The sequence below is a fragment of the Streptomyces sp. NBC_00178 genome, assembly GCF_036206005.1.
In the GTDB taxonomy this organism is placed as follows: Bacteria; Actinomycetota; Actinomycetes; order Streptomycetales; family Streptomycetaceae; genus Streptomyces.
The window spans coordinates 42,006-62,364 of record NZ_CP108144.1 but is presented as its reverse complement, the minus strand read 5'-3'; the positions used below and the strand labels follow the sequence as shown (position 1 = coordinate 62,364).

The 20,359-nt window shown below is 66.9% G+C and carries 20 protein-coding genes; 7 read left to right on the top strand and 13 right to left on the bottom strand.

Annotation, left to right across the window (positions count from 1 at the left end; genetic code table 11):
• Window positions 1-547 precede the first annotated feature (547 nt).
• The 3 genes from OHT61_RS32440 to OHT61_RS32430 all read left to right on the top strand — a co-directional run bounded on the left by OHT61_RS32440 (window position 548) and on the right by OHT61_RS32430 (window position 4,379).
• The gene (locus tag OHT61_RS32440; RefSeq protein ID WP_329043548.1) at window positions 548-2,968 is read left to right on the top strand and encodes a DEAD/DEAH box helicase; all 2,421 of its coding nucleotides are present in this window, start codon (window positions 548-550) and stop codon (window positions 2,966-2,968) included.
• Window positions 2,968-3,588, top strand: coding sequence for a GNAT family N-acetyltransferase (locus OHT61_RS32435; RefSeq protein WP_329043551.1), 621 nt, complete (start codon window positions 2,968-2,970; stop codon window positions 3,586-3,588). The genes OHT61_RS32440 and OHT61_RS32435 overlap by 1 nt, the downstream gene beginning before the upstream one ends.
• 296 nt (window positions 3,589-3,884) lie before the next feature.
• Window positions 3,885-4,379, top strand: coding sequence for a GNAT family N-acetyltransferase (locus OHT61_RS32430; RefSeq protein ID WP_329043547.1), 495 nt, complete (start codon window positions 3,885-3,887; stop codon window positions 4,377-4,379).
• Between the two features lie 131 nt (window positions 4,380-4,510).
• On the opposite strand, the gene OHT61_RS32425 is transcribed toward OHT61_RS32430, so the two are convergent.
• The 6 genes from OHT61_RS32425 to OHT61_RS32400 form a co-directional block, all read right to left on the bottom strand.
• Window positions 4,511-4,978 (bottom strand): hypothetical protein, encoded by a 468-nt coding sequence (locus OHT61_RS32425; RefSeq protein ID WP_329043546.1) that lies wholly within the window; start codon window positions 4,976-4,978, stop codon window positions 4,511-4,513.
• Between the two features lie 218 nt (window positions 4,979-5,196).
• A complete protein-coding gene (locus OHT61_RS32420) occupies window positions 5,197-6,576 on the bottom strand; it encodes a replication-relaxation family protein (protein ID WP_329043545.1) in 1,380 nt (459 codons plus the stop codon).
• A gap of 836 nt (window positions 6,577-7,412) precedes the next feature.
• The gene (locus tag OHT61_RS32415) at window positions 7,413-8,135 is read right to left on the bottom strand and encodes an HNH endonuclease family protein (protein WP_329043544.1); all 723 of its coding nucleotides are present in this window, start codon (window positions 8,133-8,135) and stop codon (window positions 7,413-7,415) included.
• A gap of 174 nt (window positions 8,136-8,309) precedes the next feature.
• Entirely contained in the window at window positions 8,310-8,837 is a 528-nt protein-coding gene (locus OHT61_RS32410; RefSeq protein WP_329043543.1) for a hypothetical protein, read from the bottom strand.
• A 289-nt stretch (window positions 8,838-9,126) separates the two neighbouring features.
• Window positions 9,127-9,600 (bottom strand): lamin tail domain-containing protein, encoded by a 474-nt coding sequence (locus OHT61_RS32405; protein WP_329043541.1) that lies wholly within the window; start codon window positions 9,598-9,600, stop codon window positions 9,127-9,129.
• Window positions 9,601-10,041: 441 nt separating this feature from the next.
• Window positions 10,042-10,287 (bottom strand): hypothetical protein, encoded by a 246-nt coding sequence (locus OHT61_RS32400; protein WP_329043540.1) that lies wholly within the window; start codon window positions 10,285-10,287, stop codon window positions 10,042-10,044.
• Window positions 10,288-10,433: 146 nt separating this feature from the next.
• Here OHT61_RS32400 and OHT61_RS32395 point away from each other — a divergent pair, with 146 nt between their 5' ends.
• A complete protein-coding gene (locus OHT61_RS32395; RefSeq protein ID WP_329043539.1) occupies window positions 10,434-10,820 on the top strand; it encodes a hypothetical protein in 387 nt (128 codons plus the stop codon).
• Window positions 10,821-11,445: 625 nt separating this feature from the next.
• On the opposite strand, the gene OHT61_RS32390 is transcribed toward OHT61_RS32395, so the two are convergent.
• The 4 genes from OHT61_RS32390 to OHT61_RS32375 form a co-directional block, all read right to left on the bottom strand.
• A complete protein-coding gene (locus OHT61_RS32390; protein WP_329043538.1) occupies window positions 11,446-12,030 on the bottom strand; it encodes a hypothetical protein in 585 nt (194 codons plus the stop codon).
• Window positions 12,027-13,262, bottom strand: coding sequence for a DUF7224 domain-containing protein (locus OHT61_RS32385; RefSeq protein ID WP_329043536.1), 1,236 nt, complete (start codon window positions 13,260-13,262; stop codon window positions 12,027-12,029). Before OHT61_RS32385 ends, OHT61_RS32390 begins: the two co-directional genes overlap by 4 nt.
• Window positions 13,259-14,008, bottom strand: a complete 750-nt coding sequence (locus OHT61_RS32380) for an ABC transporter ATP-binding protein (protein ID WP_329043534.1) — start codon at window positions 14,006-14,008, stop codon at window positions 13,259-13,261. The genes OHT61_RS32385 and OHT61_RS32380 overlap by 4 nt, the downstream gene beginning before the upstream one ends.
• A 74-nt stretch (window positions 14,009-14,082) precedes the next feature.
• The gene (locus OHT61_RS32375; RefSeq protein ID WP_329043533.1) at window positions 14,083-14,514 is read right to left on the bottom strand and encodes a hypothetical protein; all 432 of its coding nucleotides are present in this window, start codon (window positions 14,512-14,514) and stop codon (window positions 14,083-14,085) included.
• A 535-nt stretch (window positions 14,515-15,049) separates the two neighbouring features.
• Here OHT61_RS32375 and OHT61_RS32370 point away from each other — a divergent pair.
• Both OHT61_RS32370 and OHT61_RS32365 read left to right on the top strand, forming a co-directional pair.
• Window positions 15,050-15,736 carry a ScbR family autoregulator-binding transcription factor gene (locus OHT61_RS32370; RefSeq protein ID WP_329043531.1) on the top strand — a complete coding sequence of 229 codons (687 nt, stop codon included), beginning with the start codon at window positions 15,050-15,052 and terminating at the stop codon, window positions 15,734-15,736.
• Window positions 15,737-16,363: 627 nt separating this feature from the next.
• Complete coding sequence (locus tag OHT61_RS32365) at window positions 16,364-16,972, top strand: hypothetical protein (protein ID WP_329043529.1); 609 nt, start codon at window positions 16,364-16,366, stop codon at window positions 16,970-16,972.
• 424 nt (window positions 16,973-17,396) lie between these two features.
• Here the strand turns inward: OHT61_RS32365 and OHT61_RS32360 are convergent, their stop codons facing one another.
• Complete coding sequence (locus OHT61_RS32360) at window positions 17,397-18,047, bottom strand: ScbR family autoregulator-binding transcription factor (protein WP_329043528.1); 651 nt, start codon at window positions 18,045-18,047, stop codon at window positions 17,397-17,399.
• Between the two features lie 104 nt (window positions 18,048-18,151).
• Between OHT61_RS32360 and OHT61_RS32355 the strand changes: the two genes are divergently transcribed.
• On the top strand, window positions 18,152-19,069 hold the full coding sequence (locus OHT61_RS32355; protein WP_329043526.1) for a ScbA/BarX family gamma-butyrolactone biosynthesis protein: 918 nt from the start codon (window positions 18,152-18,154) through the stop codon (window positions 19,067-19,069).
• Window positions 19,070-19,111: 42 nt separating this feature from the next.
• Here the strand turns inward: OHT61_RS32355 and OHT61_RS32350 are convergent, their stop codons facing one another.
• The gene (locus OHT61_RS32350) at window positions 19,112-19,318 is read right to left on the bottom strand and encodes a hypothetical protein (protein ID WP_329043525.1); all 207 of its coding nucleotides are present in this window, start codon (window positions 19,316-19,318) and stop codon (window positions 19,112-19,114) included.
• Between the two features lie 248 nt (window positions 19,319-19,566).
• Entirely contained in the window at window positions 19,567-20,295 is a 729-nt protein-coding gene (locus OHT61_RS32345) for a restriction endonuclease (RefSeq protein ID WP_443049648.1), read from the bottom strand.
• Between the last annotated feature and the right edge of the window lie 64 nt (window positions 20,296-20,359).

Here is a 20,359-nt window from a genome sequence, read left to right as displayed (position 1 = left end):
TATGCAGCGGCAAGCCGCTGCATAGAGCGCGAATTGCGCAAGCGCAATTCGAATTCCGGCGCAAGCGCCGGAATATAATTCCGTAAACGGAATTCTGAACGGAATGCAATTCGCGCAAGCGCGAATTGCGGGAGTCCCCGCAAGCGGGTCCTCCTGGGCTGGCTGCGAGGGGCGGGTGCATCACGCCCGGGCCTGTGTAGGGTCTGGGGTTACTGTCCACGATCCCACAACGGATGTGACGGCTCGTCGGGCGCCGGCCTCACCATAGTGACGGGTTCCGCTGCGCTCCACCCTGACCACTCCCCCAGCCCCGAAACCCCCGGCCAGGCTCGCCAACACCCCGTCAACATACGGGGCAACCGGCCACTTCGAAGTAAGATTCGGCCATGCATCACTCTGAGGGTGAAAGTTGGCATGCGAGTGATGCATCATGGTCTCTGCCTGTGTAGTGTTTGGGTCCAGGCACTACAACCCATGCCACACCATCGCACCGGTGACCTTCCATTCTGATTACGCGCGACATTCTGCGAAAAGGAGAGCACGGGAAATGGCCGTGAAGTTGCGTGACCACCAGATCGAAGCCGTTGCCGCCATTGTGCGGGGCTTCGATATCCCGCCGGGCGGTATCCCCGTTAATGGCCTTCGCGGTCAGGTGCACGCCGCGTGTGGCACGGGAAAGACCATCATTGCGGCGACATCGGCGAAGCGCATTGTGCCCAAGGGTCGCGTTCTCGTTCTGGTGCCGACGCTGGACCTGCTGACGCAGACCGTGCAGGCGTGGCGCGAGGCTGGGCATGCGGGGCCGGCGGTTGCGGTGTGCAGCCTCACCGACGACCCGGAGCTGTGGAACCTCAAGGTGCGCTCCACGACGAATCCCGTGCAGTTGGCTCTGTGGCACGGCTCGGGGCCGGTGACCGTCTTCGGGACGTACGCCTCGCTGGGTGTCCTGGCGGAGGCGTTCGAGGGTGCCTACGGGCAGCAGCTGGCCCCGATGGACCTGACGGTGGTCGATGAGGCCCACAGGACCAGTGGCTCGATGGGTAAGGCGTGGGCGGACGTCCACAACCAGGGTGTCATCCCCTCGCACCGTCGGCTGTACCTGACGGCGACGCCGCGGATCTGGGAGGAGCGGCTGAACCGCGAGGTCGCGGAGGGAGTGCGTGACCCGCTGCCGCGCGAGATGGCGGCCTCCATGGATGACGAGCGAGTCTTCGGGCCGGTCTTCTACAAGCTCTCGTTGGCGTCGGCGGTGTCTCGGGGCTTGCTGGCCCGCTACCAGATCATCGTCCTGGAGCTCCAGGACCCGGTGGTCACGCCGGAGCGGCTTATGGGTGAGGAGCGGCACAGCGAGAAGGTCCGTGGGGAGCGCCTGGGGGCGCTCCAGGCGGCGTTGCTGCACACGATGGCGCAGCACGGGTTGTCGACGTGCATCACCTTCCACCACCGGACGATAGAGGCGCAGGCGTACGCGGAGGGCCTGGAGCGCGTGGCGGCGAAGCTGCACGCTGACCAGCCCGAGAAGTACCCGGCGGCGATCTGGGCGGACTGGCTGTGTGGTGAGCACGCGCCCGAGAGCCGGCGGGGGGTCCTGGGGGGCTTCGGGTCCACCGCGCAGCGGGCGGTGCTGTCGAACTGCCGGGTCCTGGGCGAGGGCGTCGACATCCGGGCGGTGGACTCGGTGGCCCTCCTGGACCCCAAGGGGGCGCCGCACGACATCGTCCAGGCGATCGGCCGGGCGCTCCGTCAAAAGCCCGGACAGGGCAAGGTGGCCTCTTTGATCGTGCCGGTATTTCTCCAGCCCGGAGAGAAGCCGGAAGACATGTTCACCTCCGGATCGTATAAGCCCTTGGTGAAGGTATTGGAGGGTCTGCGCGCTCACGACGAAGAGGCAATCGAATTGCTCGCGATTCCGCAGGAGCCTCAGAAGGACGTTGCGCAGCCCTCGGAGTACATCGGTCCGCCACCCGAGGAAGGCGAGGACGAATCCCGTCTGCTACTTCGTTTTGCGGCTCCGCGTGATCCGGTGATGGTCGCGGACTGGGTGTCCTTCAACGTGATCGACACCGAACGCCAGGACTGGGGGCGTGGCTGGGCGTCGCTCAAGAAGTTCGCGGATCGTGAGCATCACGCCCGAGTTCCGTACGGGCACAAGGAGGGCGCGTACCCGCTGGGGCAGTGGGTCGCGGAGCAGCGACGGGCGTACGGAGCGGGGCAGATGACCGGCCAACGGGCGCAGCGGCTGGAGAAGCTGGGCATGGTCTGGAACCCGGCCGATGAGCGGTTCCAGGAGAACCTTCAGGCCGCCAAGGCATACTACGACCAGCACTGGACCCTCTGCGCGCCCCGGTCCGCGACGATGCTGGACCGGCCGGTGGGGCAGTGGCTGTCCAACCTCCGCCGCGCGGGTGCACTGGAGGGTCACCCCGAGTGGAAGACGGCGCTGGAGGCCGTGGACGAGCACTGGAACCCCGCATGGCCGGCGGAGTGGCAGAGGCACTACGCCGCACTGCGGGAGCTGGTGCGTGACGAGGAAGGCCCGGGGGAGGTCTTGCCCGGCTTCACCGTGCACGGGATGGACGTGGGGCGGTGGCTGGCCCGGCAGCGGCAGCCCGGGGTGTGGGCGGACCTGGTCGAGGGGCAGCGGGAGCGCCTGGAGGCCATCGGCGTCACCCCGCTTCCTGTGACCGTGCTCCCGGAGCTCCCGCCCACGGAAGGGGCGACCGCGCCCGCGAAGCCGCTGAGTGCCTTCGAGAAGGGTGTTGCGGCCCTGGCGCAGTACAAGGCCCGCACGGGCTCTGTGACGGTTCCAAGGGGGCACGTAGAACGGCTGGACGACGGGGCAGAAGTCCGGCTTGGGGTATTTCTGTCCAACAGCAAGAGCCGTAGGGCCAAGCTGACCGCCGACAAGCTCGCCGCGCTCGCCGGCCTCGGGCTGGAGTGGGCGACGACGGAAGGGGCGGCGGCGTGATGACCGGCGACCGCGGGAAAGAGCGGCGCGTGCAGGAGGCCGTACGGCGGCACGGCCGGGAGAGGGCCTTCGCGGAGGCGGAGCACGTCATCTCGGCTCTGCTGGCCGATCCCCAGGTGCAGCAGGCGGGGGCGCAGGTCGAGGCGGCGGAGACGGAGCTCGGCACGGAGGTGATACGCCACGCGAATGCCTCGGACTGGCCCGGAGTGGCCAGCATCGACTCCATCGCGGCATCGGGCGACGATGCGCGGCGCGCGAGTATCCGACGCTGGTGCGAACAAGGCTTGGTTCTCCTGGCCGAGGACGCATCCGGGCCTTTGGGCTACAGCGTGCTGGAATACACCTTCTTCGAGCAGGGCTTCATCACCATGGTGATGATCGCGCCCACCGCCCGCCGACAAGGTGTGGGCGCACGTCTCCTCAAGGCCACCGAGGCCGCGTGCACCAGCCCGAAGCTGTTCACCTCGACCAACGTCTCCAACCACCCCATGCAACTGCTACTGCAGCGCGTCGGCTGGAGCCCGGTCGGCCTGCTCTACGGCCTGGACGAAGGCGATCCCGAACTCTTCTACCTCTGCCCAGGCGCCCAACCACGCGGCCTGGTCGAGGCCGAAGGTTAAACGACAAGCTTAGGGCGTGCAGAAAAATAAGTTGCGTGCCGTAGCTCTTGACAGACCTGCTCAGGCTGGGTGTTCGAACGCACGTTAATGCTCTGCAAGCCCTTAGTTTGTTGAGGGAAGGTGGACCTCCGTGCGTCGGCTGCATCAGCTCAGCGTGACGGCGCCGACGCAGACACCGTCCGCGCGGCCTGGATCTGCGAACGGTGTGTCCAGGTCCTAGACACGATAAAGTCCGCGCGATAGTTCGAAGCCTTCCGGTCTGCCGGAAGGCTTTTCGCGTTCTTGAGGAGGATCAGATGGCAGACCTTGTTGTCCGCAGAGCGGGCGCCGACGACCGCGACGTCCTGGAACGACTCTGGCCGCTCTTCCTGCACGACCTGTCGGAGTTCTGGGGTGTCCTGCCGAACCCGGACGGAACATACCGGCGGGAGTGGCTGGAGTCGGCGATCGGCGATCCCACCTGGTTGTCCTATCTCATATGGTCTGGTGACCGGCCGGTCGGCTTCGCGTTCGTACGCGCGCTGGACAGCGATACGCGCGTGCTGAACAGCTTCTTCGTGGTGCGAGGGGCACGCCGGTCGGGCCTCGGGTTACGAGCGGTGCAGTCCGTTCTCGCCGCGCACCCCGGCCGATGGGAGATCGCTTTTCAGGAGGAGAACGAGGGCGCGGCACGCTTCTGGCGTCGCGTCGCTTCCGAAGTCGCGGGCGAGACCTGGACCGAGGAGCGGCGACCGGTGTCCAGGAAGTCCGAGCTGTCGACGAACACATGGGTTGCGTTCGATGCGCGGTAGTCCTCCTCCGCGTTGGTCGCCAAGGAGTGTCGGTCATGCTGGCTGGTCGCCGAGAGGTAGAGGTAGCAGGCGCAGCACTGGGGTGCGAGTCCCCGGGGCCTGACGCTCGACGTCATATTGGTGGGTGAGGCTTAGGTTCTTGGGCCCCGCTCCTTGCGTGGGGTGGCGGGCGGCGGGGGTTCGGGTGCGAAGAACTGCTGCAGCATGTCATCCAGTGCTTCCAGCGTCTCTGCCTCGCTGCTGATGCCAGAGGTTTCCAGCATGCCGATGCACGACGCTGCGTAGCGGCCGAGGTCGACGATGAGGTCGTAGAACCGCTCTTCGTCCTCGTGGAACAGGTTCGCTGCGAAGTCGGCTGTCTCGGTCATCCCGGGCGGACCGGTCAGCAGCGTCTCCAGCATTCTCACCACGTCTCGCTCCCGAGCGTTCTGCGGGAACGGTGCCGCGAGCTGGGCCAGCAGGGCTGCTGGTTCCATGTTGCGCTCTTGTGCGAGCCAGAAGGTGAGGCCGGCCGCTGCCGTGCCTGCGCCGCCCGTGAGGTTGTGGACGTTGTCGAGGCCACCGGCTTCCATGTCAGCGTCTATCGCCGTGATCACCACGCGACACACCGGATCGTCAGCGCGCTTTCCCACTGGTGTGACCAGAGACCCCAGGGCAGCGCGTATCAACTGCATGGTGGGTTCGCGTAACGACGTCATTGGCTCATCATCTCGGTACGCGGTGCTGCCCGACGGGGGTTTTCACAACCAGGTTGGAGGTTGTTCCGCAGCGCGGACTGCCCTTAGCCGGCCGTTATCTCATACTCATGCCGCTGTGGTCAGCGAAGGAAGCCGAAGAGACCGTTCCTCCTGGCTTCCTCCCGCTCCTCTGCCTCCTCAGCGGCGCGGGCCGCGGCGTCCTCCTGCTCACGCCTTTTGATGCTGGTGCAGACGCTGCAGTCCCCGCCCGTGGGCCGGGGATCCCAGCCGTCGTCGGGCCGGACTTTGCGGCCGCAGGTCGGGCAGGGCCACGCCGCCGCCTCCCGCCGACGCTTCGCCTCTTCCTCCTCCAGGCGCTCGCGCTCCACCTGGGCCTGGTGCTCGATGCGGCGCTGCTCCTCTCGGACGCCGTAGGCGCGGTGGTCCTCGGGGTTGTCGAGCGCCTGCTCAAGGCTCTCGAAAACGGGGTGTCCGAGGGCGTCCAGGGCGGGGTGCCCGAACCGCCACCAGACCCGGCCATGCGGTCCGTGCTGCTGGAGGCGGGTCAAGGTGGTGGCCAGCACGGGGATCGTGCGGGCGTAGTCCCGGTAGCCGTCCCTGGAGGCCCGGTCGTAGCTGCTGCCGCTGCGCCAGTGGCCTTGCCAGCAGGGGGTGGACAGGTCGTGGATGGCTTGCATGCGGGTCATGGCCGTGTCGGGGCTGACGTTCTTCGCGAAGACGAAGGCCAGGGGCGGGTAGCCGTCGCGCGGGGAGTCGTCCCACCGGGTCGACCAGAACGGCACGTCCACACCCTGGTGGTCCTTCACGGTGCGCTCGAAGAACCGGCGGTAGTTCTCGACCTTCCTCGCGACGACAGCCGCGGGTTCAGTGTGGTTGTCGACCTCCACGAACATCACCGGCACCCCATCCTCCGGGGCACTCAGCACCGCGTCGGCGCGCAGGCTGCCCCGGGCCGGGGTGGTGAACGTGCCCGACACCGGCAACGCCACCTCGGTCTCCCACCCGCGCAGATGCCCCAGGCCCGGCGGACGTGTCGCCAGCGGGCGTACCTGCTCCGGGACGGTGGTGGTGGCTGTGCGGCGGGCGACGGGTTTCGTGGGCAGGGGCGGGGACTGGCGGAACGCGTCGATCGTGTCCGTGACGGCGAGGGCGTGCGGGGCGCCGGCCTTCGCCGCGGCCCGGGCCGTGCCGCCCATCTCCTTCACCGGACGCCCCACCTCCGACGCGGCCGACGCGAGGCCCGCTGTGGTCAGGTTCCACAGGTCCCGCCACACCGGCCGCCCCGCCGCCGACAGGTGCGACGTGCGGCCCACCGACTCGACCAGGCCGACCCAGCGCAGGTCCTTGCACGCGTTGCGGACCGTCTGCACATCCGCCGTGCCCGGCAACACCAACTGCCGCAACTGCTCAGCCGTCGCCACCTTCACGATGCCCAACGCGAGCAGCACCAGGCCCCGCGCCTTCGCCGTCGACCGGTACGGCCACGCACTCTTCCCCACGCCTTGCTCCGCCTCGTCCTCTCCACCCGGCACCCCCTGGTGCCACATGCGTTGCCGGGCCGGGGCGGCAGCCCCGCGGCCCGCGCCGCCGCGACCCCCGTCAGAACCCTTCACCGCGTCATTCTCTAGCGGTTTAAGGGTTCTCGAGGCGGTGGGCAAGCCTCGAAAGGGCCCTCCACCTGCGCAAAGACCAAGCCGGGCGACGATGATCACTGTAGGGGAGAGTGTAGGGACAACGATAGGGACAGGTGTAGGGAAAACGGTGACGGTGCGCGAGGGCTTGCCAACTCACCACGGCCACGCAGCGCCTGCCTCGCGCAGGTGCGCAGTCGTCGTTGCGGGAGGGCCAGGGTGAGGACGCGCACGGCCCTCCCCCGCGTGGCAGCACCGTGCGGCAGCGCGTGAGCGTGAGGGTGGCAGAGGTTGCGTGCGCTCCGTGCAGTCCGGCCGACGGGTGGGCGTCCAGCCAGCTGTGGCTTCCGCCAGAGCTGCGGCTCGTGCCCACGGAAGCCACAGCACCCGCCCCCGCTCACCAGCCACCGTCGGCCACAGTTGCACAGACCGGTCATGGTGACCGACGACAGTTGCACGCACCGGTCGTCACCGTGACCGATGGCCCGCCACACGGCGGCCTGGGCAAGCACGGCTCAACCTGGGCAAGCCCTACGCGCAGGCCGGCTTGCCCAGGGGACAGGACGATCCACGTCATGCCGGATGGCCCCAGGTCTCCGGTCGCGAGATCCGGCCGGATGGCATCCAATGCCTGCCACCACGTAGGCCCGCGCCAGGCCGGCTGTGATCGTCGGAGTGAAGCAGGGCGGTGGGACGAGGTGGCTCTACTGGGCGGGTTCGAACTGCACGGTGGTGTCAGGGCAGGCCCCGGCGAGCTTGAGCAGTGCGGCACGTTCCGTGTCGTCCGCGGTCAGGCCCCAGCGAAGTTTGGTCGCGGTCCAGTCGGCGCCGTAGGTGCAGTGGGCCGTCTCGGCCGGCGGGAGCCAGGTGGCGGGGTCCTTGTCGGCCTTGGACCGGTTGGTCCTCGCAGTGACCGCGACCAGCGACCGATCGGCACCGAGGTCATTGGCATAAGCCTGACGGCGCTGAGCGGTCCAGTCGTAGGCGCCGCTGTCCCAGGCCTCGGCGAGCGGAACCATGTGGTCGATGTCCAGCTTCCGGGCGTCGGTGACCTCAACCTCGTCGTAGTACGACATCCACACCCCGCCCGTGAGCGCGCACCGCTCCCCCTGCTCCGGCTTCTTGGTCGCCTCCTCGATCAGGACCTCGGCGCGGGTGGGGCAGCCGTCATCGTCCTCGTCGACCCAGTGCTTGAAGCTGTCACGCTCGTAGCCCTCCCGCTTCTCCACCCCGGCCGAAATCTTCCCGATCGCGTCCCTGAGCGAGAGGGCCCCTTCCGCGGGACCGCCTGCCGCGCCGGACGGTGCCGGCGAGCCAGTCACCGCAGAGGGTTTCGCGTCCCCGGTGTCCGCGGCCTGCGGGTTGCACCCGGCCAGCGACACGGCGAGCAGGACGGTGGCGACCGGCAGGACGCGGCGACGGTTCACGAGCAGACTCCCTGGTGGGGTGAGGGGTGGTACCCGCTCATGGTGGCAGCGCCACACGGTTCATGACAGGTGGTCATGTGTGCCGGTCATCCCCACATCGAGTCTGTGGTCCGCGCGCAGAGTCTGAAGCCAGGACCCCTGTGACGACGGCCGACTGCCGACGGCCTGGGAACGCTACAGGTCGCCGGGCTCGTCTGTTTCGACGAAGCGGATGACACTACGGCGGACGTGGTCGAGGAACTGCGGCAGGCTGTCGGCGACCTTGTCGAGGTCCGCATCGTCAAGAGACGCGATCCGTGACCGGTGGATCGCGCCACCCCGGTCGGCGACGTAGAGGATGCCGCCTCCATTCGAAGCGATCACGATCCCGTGAGCGTCGCCCGCTCCCGCAACGTAGACCGGGCCTTCCTCCGCGAGCCGGCGCAGGACATCCTCCGCCGAGTGGAGGAAGAACCCGTTGCCCACGTCCGGCAGGACGACCTCCTCGATCACCTCGTAGAACGCCAGCAGATCCTCGAATCCCTGGAGCTCCCGGCCAGCGTCACGGGTAGCGGGATCCTTCCGGCCGGCGGCCCGGACTTCGTTCGCGCCCGGCTCATAGCCGTACCGCTCCTCGAACGTCGAGACCACGGAGCTCAGCGCGTCCGTGACGTCGTCGGACCACCGAGCCAGCCACGCCGCCGCGTACAAAAGCTGCTCCATGGGCCCGGATCATGCCACGGCCACCAGCAGCACTGACCTCCGCAGACCCGCTCCACAGTGTGAGCCCGGAGCAGTCGCCTTCCCTTCCACGTACGCAACACCCGACCACACAGGGCCCGCCAATCCCGCCGCCGGCCACAAGAGCTGGAACGTCGTGATGCCCGCACCGTTCGGGTGCGGGCATCACGGAGGGTGGAGGGCAAGGCAGCCACAAAGGGATGCTCCCTGCCCTCACCCCACCTGGGGCACGGCGGTCAGGGGGGCAGGATCCGCGTTCCCGCGGGTGGGGTTAGCGGCGGTGGTGGTTGCGGCCCCAGGAGTCGGTGTCGACGGTGCGGCCGCGGGCGTCGCGCAGGGTGGCGGTGTCTCCGTTGTTGTCCCAGACGTAGGCGCGGCGGTCCTGGAAGAGGTCGGTGCGGGTGTCGCGGCCGATGCCGGTGTGGATCCGGACGGTGGCGCGGCCGGCGAGGCGGACGTTGTCGAACTGGTAGCGGTGTCCGTCCGCGTCGCGCAGGGTCCAGCCATCGAGGTTGACGGCGCGGCGGGTCTGGTTGGTGATCTGAACCCATTCGGCGTTCAGGGACCGGTTGCTGCGGTCGTCACGGCCCGGGCTGTCGGCCTGCACGTCGCTGATCACCACACGCGGGGCGGGGCGGTGGCGGTCGCTGTCGTGCGCGGAGGCCGGCAGGGCGATCGCCGAGACGATCGCACCAGCCGCAAGGACGGTCGCGGCTGTGCGGCGGGCGGTCGAAGAAGCAGACATAGGTGACGTCCCCTCAATCACAATGCCCACGACCCAGTTCAAGGGGCCCGGGGCGGTACGGGTACCCGGCCCGTCGTGGGCCGAGAACACACACTGTGCGGGCTTCACCGGGGTGGCGGGACGCTGACCTGAGGCCAGTAACCGAGTGCGGACATTTCAGTAACAGTCGCCTGCATCAACCAAACAACGCCAGCGGGCATGAACCCAACATTGATTGCCCGGTGCACCCAAGCCCAGATGATCGACAACAACCGCTTACCCACCCCGGCGCACAACCGGCCCACCCGCCAGCGCGTCATCCTCCCGGTCCACGGCCGCCGGGTAACAGACGCCCACCATCACTTCTCGAACACACGACACCGTTCTCGCGCAGGGGAACGACATGAAGAGGCGCGGCGTCATCCGCCCGCCCCGCTGACCCTGCCGAGGCGGGCGAGGGCGCTACTCGAGCAGTTCCCTCACCCCGCGGGCCACCGACCGGTCGAAGAAGGGCTTCGCGAAGGACTCTGCGCGGTTGTCGATGATCACGTCGGCGAACCGCACCGTCCACTCCACCGCCGGATACCCCTCAAGGCCTTCACGGACAGCAGCCCGCAACAGCTGCTGATCCCGATCGGACATGCCCGGGCAACTGGCCAGAACATCATCAGAGAAATCGTCGGGCCCACGCCGCATCTTCGCTGCCATATCCGCTCCAACGACCATCAGCCCCCGGGGACTCGCCGCTGCTGGGCGCTCGCCGTCGTGCAGTCTGATCTAGTGCCGCATCAGGCAACGTTCGCCCTGTTCAGGCAGGTCGAGCGTGGCTCGCCCGGGGCGCGTAGTCTCGCGGGATGCACTCGCATCTGATCTTCGAGAACCCTTCCGCGCTGCCTCACGAGGCGGTGGCGGAGGTGTTGGAACGGCGGGCCCTGTGTGACCGCTCGGCGGAGGCCGAGGCAGCAAGCGTCCTGGTCGGGACCGCGTTGAACGACGACGATCAGGTGTTCGTCGAGCACTGGTGTGCGGAGGTCGGGATGCGGGCTGTTCCAGGAAGCCCTCTGCTCGGGCTGGCGGGCCTGCGCTTGAGGCACGCTGCTCGGCGTTTCGGGCGTCTGGGCGACGGGGCTCTTGTGCTGGCGGAGTCGCTTGCGGCCCGTGCTGAAGTGGACCCCTCGGACGTGGACGGTCGGGCTCTCGATGGATATGACGATGTCCGGAGCTTCCTTCATCTGTGGTGAGGCGTCCACGCGGGTGGTCAGGCGACGTTCGCCTTACTCACGATGGCAGCGAGGCGCTTGTTGTCGGTGGGGGGCGGCATTCTCCGTCGCTACATCGTCTGGCGGAACACTCACACTGCTGACCAGTGCCTCCGGAAGGTCTTGGCCAGAGCGAATGTCGCCTGAACCCGACCTCGTCGGCGGTTACTGCCGGTCAGGCCACAGTCCGTCCGCCGGCAGCACGGTTGCCTGGGTCTGAGCCGCCAGCCATGTCTTTACCTCGTGCCAGGCGGCCCGTTTTCTCCGCCGCGGTGCCCCACCAGACGGTGACCGAATCCTTCGCGAGACCAGACGAGCGTCCGGCGGCGCGGATTCTTGTGGTCCCAGCTGTCGTAGTCCAGGACGGCAACGGTGTCCGACAGTCGCCACCGAGAGGAACTCCATGACGCTTCAGGCACCTCCACCAGGCCGTCGAGGAGTTCGATGGCCGAGGTGGAAAGAGCGTCCAAGGGCCATGGCTGCCACGTCGCGACGGTGTCCGTAAGGGCATGCGATTGAACACTGCCGAAACAAAGTCAGGCCCCCGGCGGGGGGCCTGCCAGGGTGGGCCGCATCGTATGCGTCCCTCGCACTCACCGCGTAGAGGTCAGTTGAATGATCGCGCAGGTGAGAGGCGCTTTCCTGATGCCAGTAGGCTCAGACCGAACAAAACCGCGGCTACAGCCCACGCGCTTGGGCTGTCGGCCGGGTAGAGGGTCAGAGCCCACCACTGGCCAGTAGGTTGGCCGGATGGTTGATAGGCCCGGCCGAGGCTGGCGCTGGCCAGTAGAAGAAGTAGACAGACGGCGCCGGCTGCTGCCTCGTTGCTCAGCCTGCGGACGGTCAGAGCCACAGCGATGAGCACCATCAGGTTGCGTGGAATGTCCATGCCCACGATGAGGCCGAGCAGGTGAGCCAGCACCACAGCGGTCGTAATGACCGTGAGATCCCAGCGCCCTACACGTACAACTGCCGTGATCTCCGGGGCGTTGAGGCGCCGGTCAAGGCAGTAGAGGATGGCTCCGATGACCAGGATGGGTGTGAAGTACTGGAGGCGCATGCTGACCATTCCGCCCAGGAAACCGGGGACGGGTACTTCTGTCCCACCGAGTACCCAGCAGACCAGGGTGAGCAGTACGAGTGCTGCGGGCACGGACCACCAGCGTCGTACAACGGAGAAGTAGAGCTTCACGTTTGGCCCACCACGCAGTGCGTCTGGTCAACGGCGGCCTTGGTGAACCAGTCGGCCTGCTGCGTGGATGGCAGTTCCCTTATCCGCTGCACCTGTGTCCAGTCCTGGGGAGGGACACTCGCCCGCACGTCCTTCTCCTCCACTCCTACAACCAACAGCGCCCAAGTTTCGGCAAGATACGGCTGTCGGCAGTCCCGCACACCATGAAGTGCGGCAACACCGGTGACAGCCGACCGTGCGAGGTCGATCTGGAATTGCTCGGTCGAGTTCTCCGGCGACCAGTACAACGGCCACGTGCCCGGCTTCGGGCCGACATCGTCAGAGCTCATTTGCAACGTCTGCGGGGAGGGGACTCCGGCGGCCCGCAGTGCCTCCAGCGCGGGCAAGGAGTCATTGCGCAGACCGGCGGCCCTCTTCTCGTATTCCTCCGGCAGGCAAAGCGCGGGCGACGTGCCCACACAAACGGTGTGACCGACACGCGCTTCGGTCAGCGGGCTGTATCCCCAGTCCGACACAAAAGTGCGGCCCGCGGCGAGCGTGGCTACGAGCACTGCCACGCTTACCGCGATCAGCCACGGCCTGCGTCGGACACCCGTCAGCAGGACAACAGCCACGGTGAGGCCGGCCGTGACCAGCCATGGAACGAGGTAGACGAGCGGGTCCAGGGTGTCGGTGAGGGTGGATCCTTCGGTGGCGAAACCAGTCAGGTGACGCCATGCCGGAGCGCTCAAGGAACGCGGCATGGCCAGCCATGCCCAGCCGCCGACCGCCGCGACCAGTGCGGCTACGGCGCGGGGACACAGCAGTCCCAGCACCCAGCCGATGACCATCCAGCCGCACGGGAGGATCACCAGATGCCCGACTGCGAGCAGGCCGGCGCCGCTCGGCCATACGCCGACCGTAATCCTGGCCATGACGAGGGCGCCCGCGACGAGGAGGAGATGGAGGACGAAGACAGGCCGGGCCGCCCAAAACCATTGCCTGACCGTGCTTCGTGAGCTGACTTTCCGTATGTCTCCCATACTTCGTTGGCGGCCGGCTTCCCAGGCGGCGGCTCCAGCGACCGCCGGAGCGATCACCGTGATGCCCCACGAGGCGAGTTCGCCCGAAGAGGGGCCGTAGTCGGGGACACCCCAGAAGTTGTCGCCCCCGACGAAACTGGCCATGTAGAGGAGCGCCGGCAGCAGCAGCCACGGAGTCGAGGATGCGCGCAGGTTCCCGAGTGAGATCACAGTTCCACCGATCCCAGCAGAGCCGAGTACGCGCTCTCCAGGCGCCGCCCTGGAACACTTTCGGAGTCGGCGTAACTCTCGAATTCAGCTACTCCGCCCTGAAATTTCGGACGGCCGTTCTCCAGCACGACGACCTCATCGAAGGCCTGGTCCAGATCGGCTATGTCGTGGGTGGAGACGATCACGTGCACGCTTCCGCGGAGCTCAGCGAGCAGGTCATGGAACCTGCGGCGCTGATTGGGGTCCAGGCCGACCGTGGGCTCATCCAGCAGAAGGAGTTCCGCGTCGTGGACCAAGGCCTGGGCGATGGCCAGCCGTTGCTGCTGCCCACCGGACAGGGTGCCGACTTTGTCCTTGATCTTCGCAGTCAGTCCGACACGCTCGATCATGGCCGGGGCGGCACGCCATGCTTCGCGCTCACGCATCCCCTTGAGCCAGCCGACGTAGGCGACGTGTTCCTGGCAAGTCATCCCCGGAAGGAACGCAGCCCGCTGGGGCAGCCAGGAGACCTTACGCCGGTAGTCGTGCAGAGTCTTGCTGTTCGTGGACCGCAGCTCACCGAAGCGGACCATGCCCTCCTGCGGGGCGCTCGCACTCGCACCGAGCGCGAGCATCGTGCTCTTGCCGGCCCCGTTCGGGCCCAGGAGCACGGTGTTGCCCGGCGAGAAACTCAGATCGAGTCTGTCGATGACAGGGCGCGTCCTGCGGCTGTAGCGGAACGTGCAGGACTGGTAGTGCAACGGCATGAAGACAACCTCATAGACAGAACATGTTCCCCGTCCCGCTCCCCATGCGCGGAGCGGGACGGGGAACAGTGTGATCAGTAGGTGACAGTCAGCGAGCGAACCGACACGTTTCCGCCGCCGCCATCATTGACGACGAAGTAGTAGTCCCCGGCTCCATGGTCGGACCAGTTTCCCGTCGAAGTCGCCGAGCTGCCGCCGAAGCACTGCGTGAACGCTGCCCGGGTGTAGTCAGTGTCCGGCAGGTTGTTCACCACCTTGTACAGCGTGACGTTCACAACGGTGTTGGCACCCGAGCATCCGGTGAACGTGATCTTGGTGCCCGTAGACGAGCTCGGCTCGTACCAATTACGTGACTCGTAGCCCGCCGCAACACCGGACAGGTAGCTGCTCCAGCTGGCTGCCTGAGCAGGCGCGCTGAAGATACCTACCACCGTGATCGCGCTGAACAGGACCACGGCTGCCCGACGGACCGACGTGCGCAGCGCCTGTGTACTTGCAGTTTTCATTTTCCCCCCAGGGAATTGGTATCGGAATCTACTTCGTATTGCGTTCAGCACTTCTGAACGCACGAGGTGCGTTCGCGGTGCAAGTGCACCGCGACGACCAGCGGAGCCCTCCAGCGCACGAAGAGCAGACGTGTCGGTCAAGGCGGCCGCGATGGCACGCTGGGGTGCCATGCGATACACAGGGATGCCCGTGACGCTCCTCTTCGATCGGACTACCGAGGGGCGCCGAGGCTCGGCTCCTCCGCATTGACATGTAGGAGGGGCTGGGTTGCCACTTCCATCGCGCCTTGCACGACGCGTGAGGAGAACTGAGACGAAGGGACTAATCCTGCCGCCCACATACATCCCATCCTTCTCGAAACACTCAATACGAACAGAGCCGTCGGCAGGCACGGCTCCATGAGGTGGGCGCAGGCCGTTGCGACCAGCGCGCACATTACGGGGCGCTCGGTCGGTTTAGCAATATCGACGAGCACGGCAGTGCTCTTTCGTTTCTTATGTTCCATTTGCACTATTAGAGAGTGAACGCGGCAACATGACCGATAAAGACCACAAAGAACCAGCGCCGCGGGCACTGCAGAAGCGATCAGTAGAGACGCGAAGTCGGATCATTCACGCCGCTGCGGAGATTTTTGATGAAAAGGGATATGCCGCCGCATCGATCAGCATGATTCTGGAGCGCGCACAGCTCACCAAAGGAGCCCTTTACCACCACTTCAATACAAAGGAACAGATCGCGGAAGCCCTGCTGGCCGTCCAGGTGCCGATGAGCAGGATCCGCCCCCAGGAATCCAAGTGGCAGGAGTCGATCGACACCTCGTTCATCTACGCCCGGCTCCTGCAGAGCCACCCCGAAGCCAGGGCAGGGGTCCGACTGTCCATCGATGGAGGCGTGCCGTCCGACCTGGATGTATACGGCCCTACGCGACAGTGGATCGAACTGGCGACCTATCTCATGACGCAGGTGGACGAGCTGGGCCACCTGTCCGCCGACTGGACACCACGCTCCGCCGCAGAGCTCATTCAGTCCAGTTTCGTAGGGGCACAGCTGACCTCACTACAGATCACGGGGCCCCTTCGCAGCGACTTGAACGAACGAATCGAGAATATGTGGAAGGCCCTGCTCCCCGGCATGGCGACAATGAGCGCACTGAAAAAGGGCTTGGACTACGACGCGGACCGATGGAACCGCATCCCCTGGGAAGAACCGCCCGCCGGCTGAGAGCTCACACAGGTAACCGAGCATCCCAGGAAGTCCCGCGGCGCGGGTGCTTCAGCTCTCCACACGAAATCCACACAGCCTGCTAGGTTAAACAGTCCGAGCACCCTGTTTAGAGTAGGGTCGAGAAGTGTCATCACCGGGTGGGAGGACTGGCCATAGCGGACCCACCGACGACCACCGGGCTCCTCCTGCGGACCCGCGGCACAACAGACAGGCGTGGGCCTCAGGTCTCCGCTCGTCTTCCACTGCTGCGAGCAACCGGCCTCGTCCGTCCACCAGACCCGCAGTGGACCCGCCCACAGGTCGCGTCCCCCACCACATGCGCGCCTTCCTCCTCCGACCTCGCCCCAGAAGTGAGAACCAGTGATCTCGAACGCAGAAGCAGCCGAAGCGGTCAACTCAGACCTTCTGGCTTCTGGAACAGACGCCCTGCTGTCAGGTGAGGAGCCGGACCACAGGTCGTTCAGGCACCTGCTCATATCCCCCGCTCGCACCCGATTCATCGAGATAGCGAACGAAGTCGAGTCACGAGTTGGGGCACCCGACCTGTATGCCGGAGGAGCCGCAGGAGTCCTTGTGCGCTGGCGCCACAGGCGAACCACGCTCACGGTGGCTCAAGAGCAGGGGGTGACGATGTCACTCCAACCGTCTGCATCCCTCGACGCCGCCGAAGCCACGGCCTTCCAAAACGGGGTGGGCACGAGCGCTGGCCAGGCGCCCAGCTACCTCCAGCTGCCCTACCTCTGGCAGATCCAGCGGGGCCCTGAGCGCAAACAGCCCGGTGTTGCACGCACGCGCGACTGGGACCAGCTCGAACAAGCGCTGCAGAGCCTGTTGGAGCTCTGGGCCGACCAGGCCCCCCTCCTCTACGAAGCCGGCTGGTGCGACGAGGTCGCATTCGACCTAACGAAGCACGCGAGTGAGGACCGGGTCCTGGGCCTGCTGCAGAGCGCGGACGACGGGCTCGCTCTCTTTCTTCACGACGATCGGACGGAAATCGACCAGCCCGATCCGGACGACATGGTGGCCCGCGGCTGGCAGCAGAGGATCAAGCAGTTCCGGGCCTGGATTGCGTCCTTCGAACCCGGCCCGGACGCAGCCGCAACCGCGGCAAGGATCATGGTCCGTGAGCTACGCCGGCGTGAAGCTGCTACACCATTGAGCATCTCTTTGACTGCCCTCAGTGGCACTGCCGAGCACCGGTTGCTTTTGCCTGGCATCCCGCTGAAGTGCTGACCCTCAAACTCCCGTTCCACAGGCCGCAGACGGCCTGTCCGCAGCGCGGCGCTGCGCGTCCAGATGCCCCGGGTGAACGAGAGCTGGCCGGACGATGCGGACCGACGACGAGCACCAGGAGAGAGCGTCGCCGGGCCAGTCGGCCAATGCCAGCCAGCTCACATCGGCTCACAACCGTGGGCAAACAGCCCCCGCGTCAACACGCGACGGCTTCTCGTCCATCATCATGTCCGGATGCCGGGTGGAGCGTGCCTATCTGGAACGTCGTAGCAGCCACAGGCCGCCTCAAACCTGAGCGACGTAACCCTGGGCAGCTGGGCCACATTTGCACGGGCTCCATCCGCGGGCGGAGCCCGGCTACGGGCAACGCCTCGCTTCCGCCCGGTGAGGCCGGTGCCAGGAAGCACTGCTTGGCTAGAGCGCGTCAGGGTGTGGCGGCAGCTGCCGCCCTGTTCTGTTCGAGGAGGCGTTCAGCGCGGTGTGGAGAGGTGTCCAGGCGGGAGAGCACGCCGGGCACTGCGATGTTGGGGAGGACCATCTCAAAGAGCGATGAAATCTCGCGAACGAGGTCCAGAGGCTCTGCCGTCGACTCCCGCACTACCTGGACTCCCGTCCAGGCCCCGACCAGCAGACGTGATGCGGCGACCGGGTCCACGTCCGGAAGCAGCTCGCCTCGCGCCTTCCCCTCCGTGAGGAGATCAGCACCGTACGCGATCCAGTCCGGCCAACGGGTGCCGAACATGGCGCGCGCCCGCATGTCGACGGAGAGCCGTATGGAGGCGCTGAGCAGGGGTTCTCTTGGGAGGCGGTAGGCCAGGAGAAGAGCCGTGTCCACCCATTCCTGGAGCTTGAAGGCCTGGGGGACGACCCCGTCCGAGGTCACCGCCTCCTCAAGGACTCCCCGTGCCAGTTCTTCCTTCGAAGTGAAGTGGAAGTAGAGGGCACCGCGCGTGAGGCCGGCCCGCTCGAGGATCGCGGAAATCGTGGCGGCGTCGTAGCCGTGCTCGTCGAAGACCTCGGCAGCCGCTTCCAGGAATACCCGGCGAGTGCGGATCGCCCGTTGCTGCTTTACCAACTCGTGCTCACCTTGACCTCGCCTGACGGACATTCTAAAAAGACTGGTGAACGGGTACCGTATCAGCGCGCTACTACTGATTTTGAGTCATGTCCGGGGGGACCGTGCCCGAAGTACCCGTGATCCCGCAGGCTCCGCACGTCGAGGCCGTAGGCGCAGGCAGCGTACCCAACGAGTACGTTCACCTCCGGCGCCCCGACGCGGTTCTGATCACCGGATGGGAGCGCCTGGAAGATGGCGAGTTCTCGCTCACCGCCCGCTGGCCGGCTCCCCCGGAAGGACTGGCGTACGACCCCCGGGTACTCGTGCAGACCATCCGGCAGAGCGGTCTCGCCATAGCGCACGCAGAGTACGGTGTTCCGCTCTCACACCAGACGCTCCTCAACTCCTTCGACTTCACCGTCACCCCCGGTCTCCGCTTCTCCCCGTCGACGGAGTCCCACCCGCTCAGCGTGCGGGTCTCGCTCACGAAGCAGAGGAGACGTGGCAGGGCAGGAAGCTCGCTGGGCCTGGACATCCGCATACTGCGCGACGACGCCATCGTGGCCAGGGCAGACTGCCAGTTCGCCTGGATATCCCCGGTCGCATACAGCCGGCTGCGCGGCGATCACCTCACAGCCGAGTGGGCCACATGGCCACTGCCCGATCCCGTCGCCCCCCGCACGGTCGGCCGCACCACACGCGCTGACGTGGTACTGGCCCCCGGAAGCGGGCCACGGCACTGGCAGTTGCGCAACGACGTGGACAACGTCCTTATGTTCGACCACCCCGTTGACCACGTCCCCGGACTCGTCCTCATGGAAGCCGCCTACCAAGCAGCCCACGCATCGCTGTACCCAGCCGCCCTCGAGGCCACCACGGTCACGACCACCTTCGAGCGATACACCGAATTCGACCGGCCCTGCTGGATAGAGGCAGAGGTGCTCCCCCCCGCCGACTGCGGCGAGATCTCGGTTCTGGTGACAGGGACGCAGGACGGCAACACGGTTTTCCGCGGCCACTTGAGCGGACCGCGCGCCTAGCTCAACCCGGCCCGCCCCCTTCTGCATGTCTGGCCAGAGCCATCATCCCGAGCTGGAGATGCCCTGAACCAGTTGCGTCAGGACGTTCAGGATTCCCCGCCCCAGTTCGGTGGGAGCGAGCAGAATTCCGAGGGCCAGGACGATGACGACGGTGAACTTCTCGTCCATCCGGCTCCGCGCCTCGGTACGCCGGCGCAGCCGCATCACCACGATGAAGGCGAGCAGGACCGCCACGTTGATCGTCAGCATCGAGTCAGTCCCCCAGTCGCGGGCACGGGTCGTCGTACCGAGCCTCCGGTCTAGCGCGAACCGGGCTGCGGGGCGGGCTGTTTTCTCCTTGCTGGCGGCAGTAGGGCGCTCAATGGCCGGAATGGATTCGCCTGCCGCGCACGCACGAAGACGCGGGGAACTGCTGTTCAACACTTTGTAGGTGCCGCTCGTTCCGCCTGCTCCGCGAGTCGACTAGCGGAGCACCGTGCACCCCTCTCGCGCCCCTTTCAGGAGAGTGGTGTCGGCCGGCGGGGAGGCGGTACCTGCCGCAGGAGCTCCCACAAGGGTCGTGATCCGCCCGCCCAGGTGGCCAGGGTGTGCCGGTCGACCAGGTGCAGGCGCTGAGACCTCGCGAAGTCCGCGGCGGGTTTGGTGAAGCGGCCGTTGGTGACCAGCACGACCACATCCCCCTTGTGTACGGGGCGGCCGGTGCCGTTGAGGACCTGCAGGTCCTGGGTCCCGACCCCCGCCCCGGCGAGACCGGCCCGGCGGTGTTTGCACTGGATGACCCAGCGCCGCCCGAACGGATCGGTGGCCTTCACGTCCGCACCGTTGTCCCCGGCCCCGCCGACCTGGACCGCGTCCGTACACCCATCGCGGAGCATCAGGTCACGGACCGCGTACTCGAACTGCCGGTGCTCCAGACGGTCCAGATGCTCCATCGGATACCGCAACGCCCGCGTCCGTACCTGCTGCTGCCGTGCCTCCAGCACACGGGGACGGAACCAGAAGAAGGCGCCGACCGCCGCGAACAGCAGCGTGAGCGGCACCACCCAGGGATGCGCGGCGAGCCAGTCCAGCAGCGCCGACACCAGCCCCACCAGGATGACGACACCCACCAGCGTCTCGGTGCCGGTGTACGCCTGCCTTCGCTTCCGCGACCGGGCCGCCGAGGACCGGCCAGAAGGCTGCCGCCGGGCAGGACGGCGCGCGCCGGGGCGGCGCCAGGTACTCACCGGCTGCCCCGGTCCCACGGAATCGGATACCGCACCGTCGACCGCGGCCCTGGCCGGGCCGGAG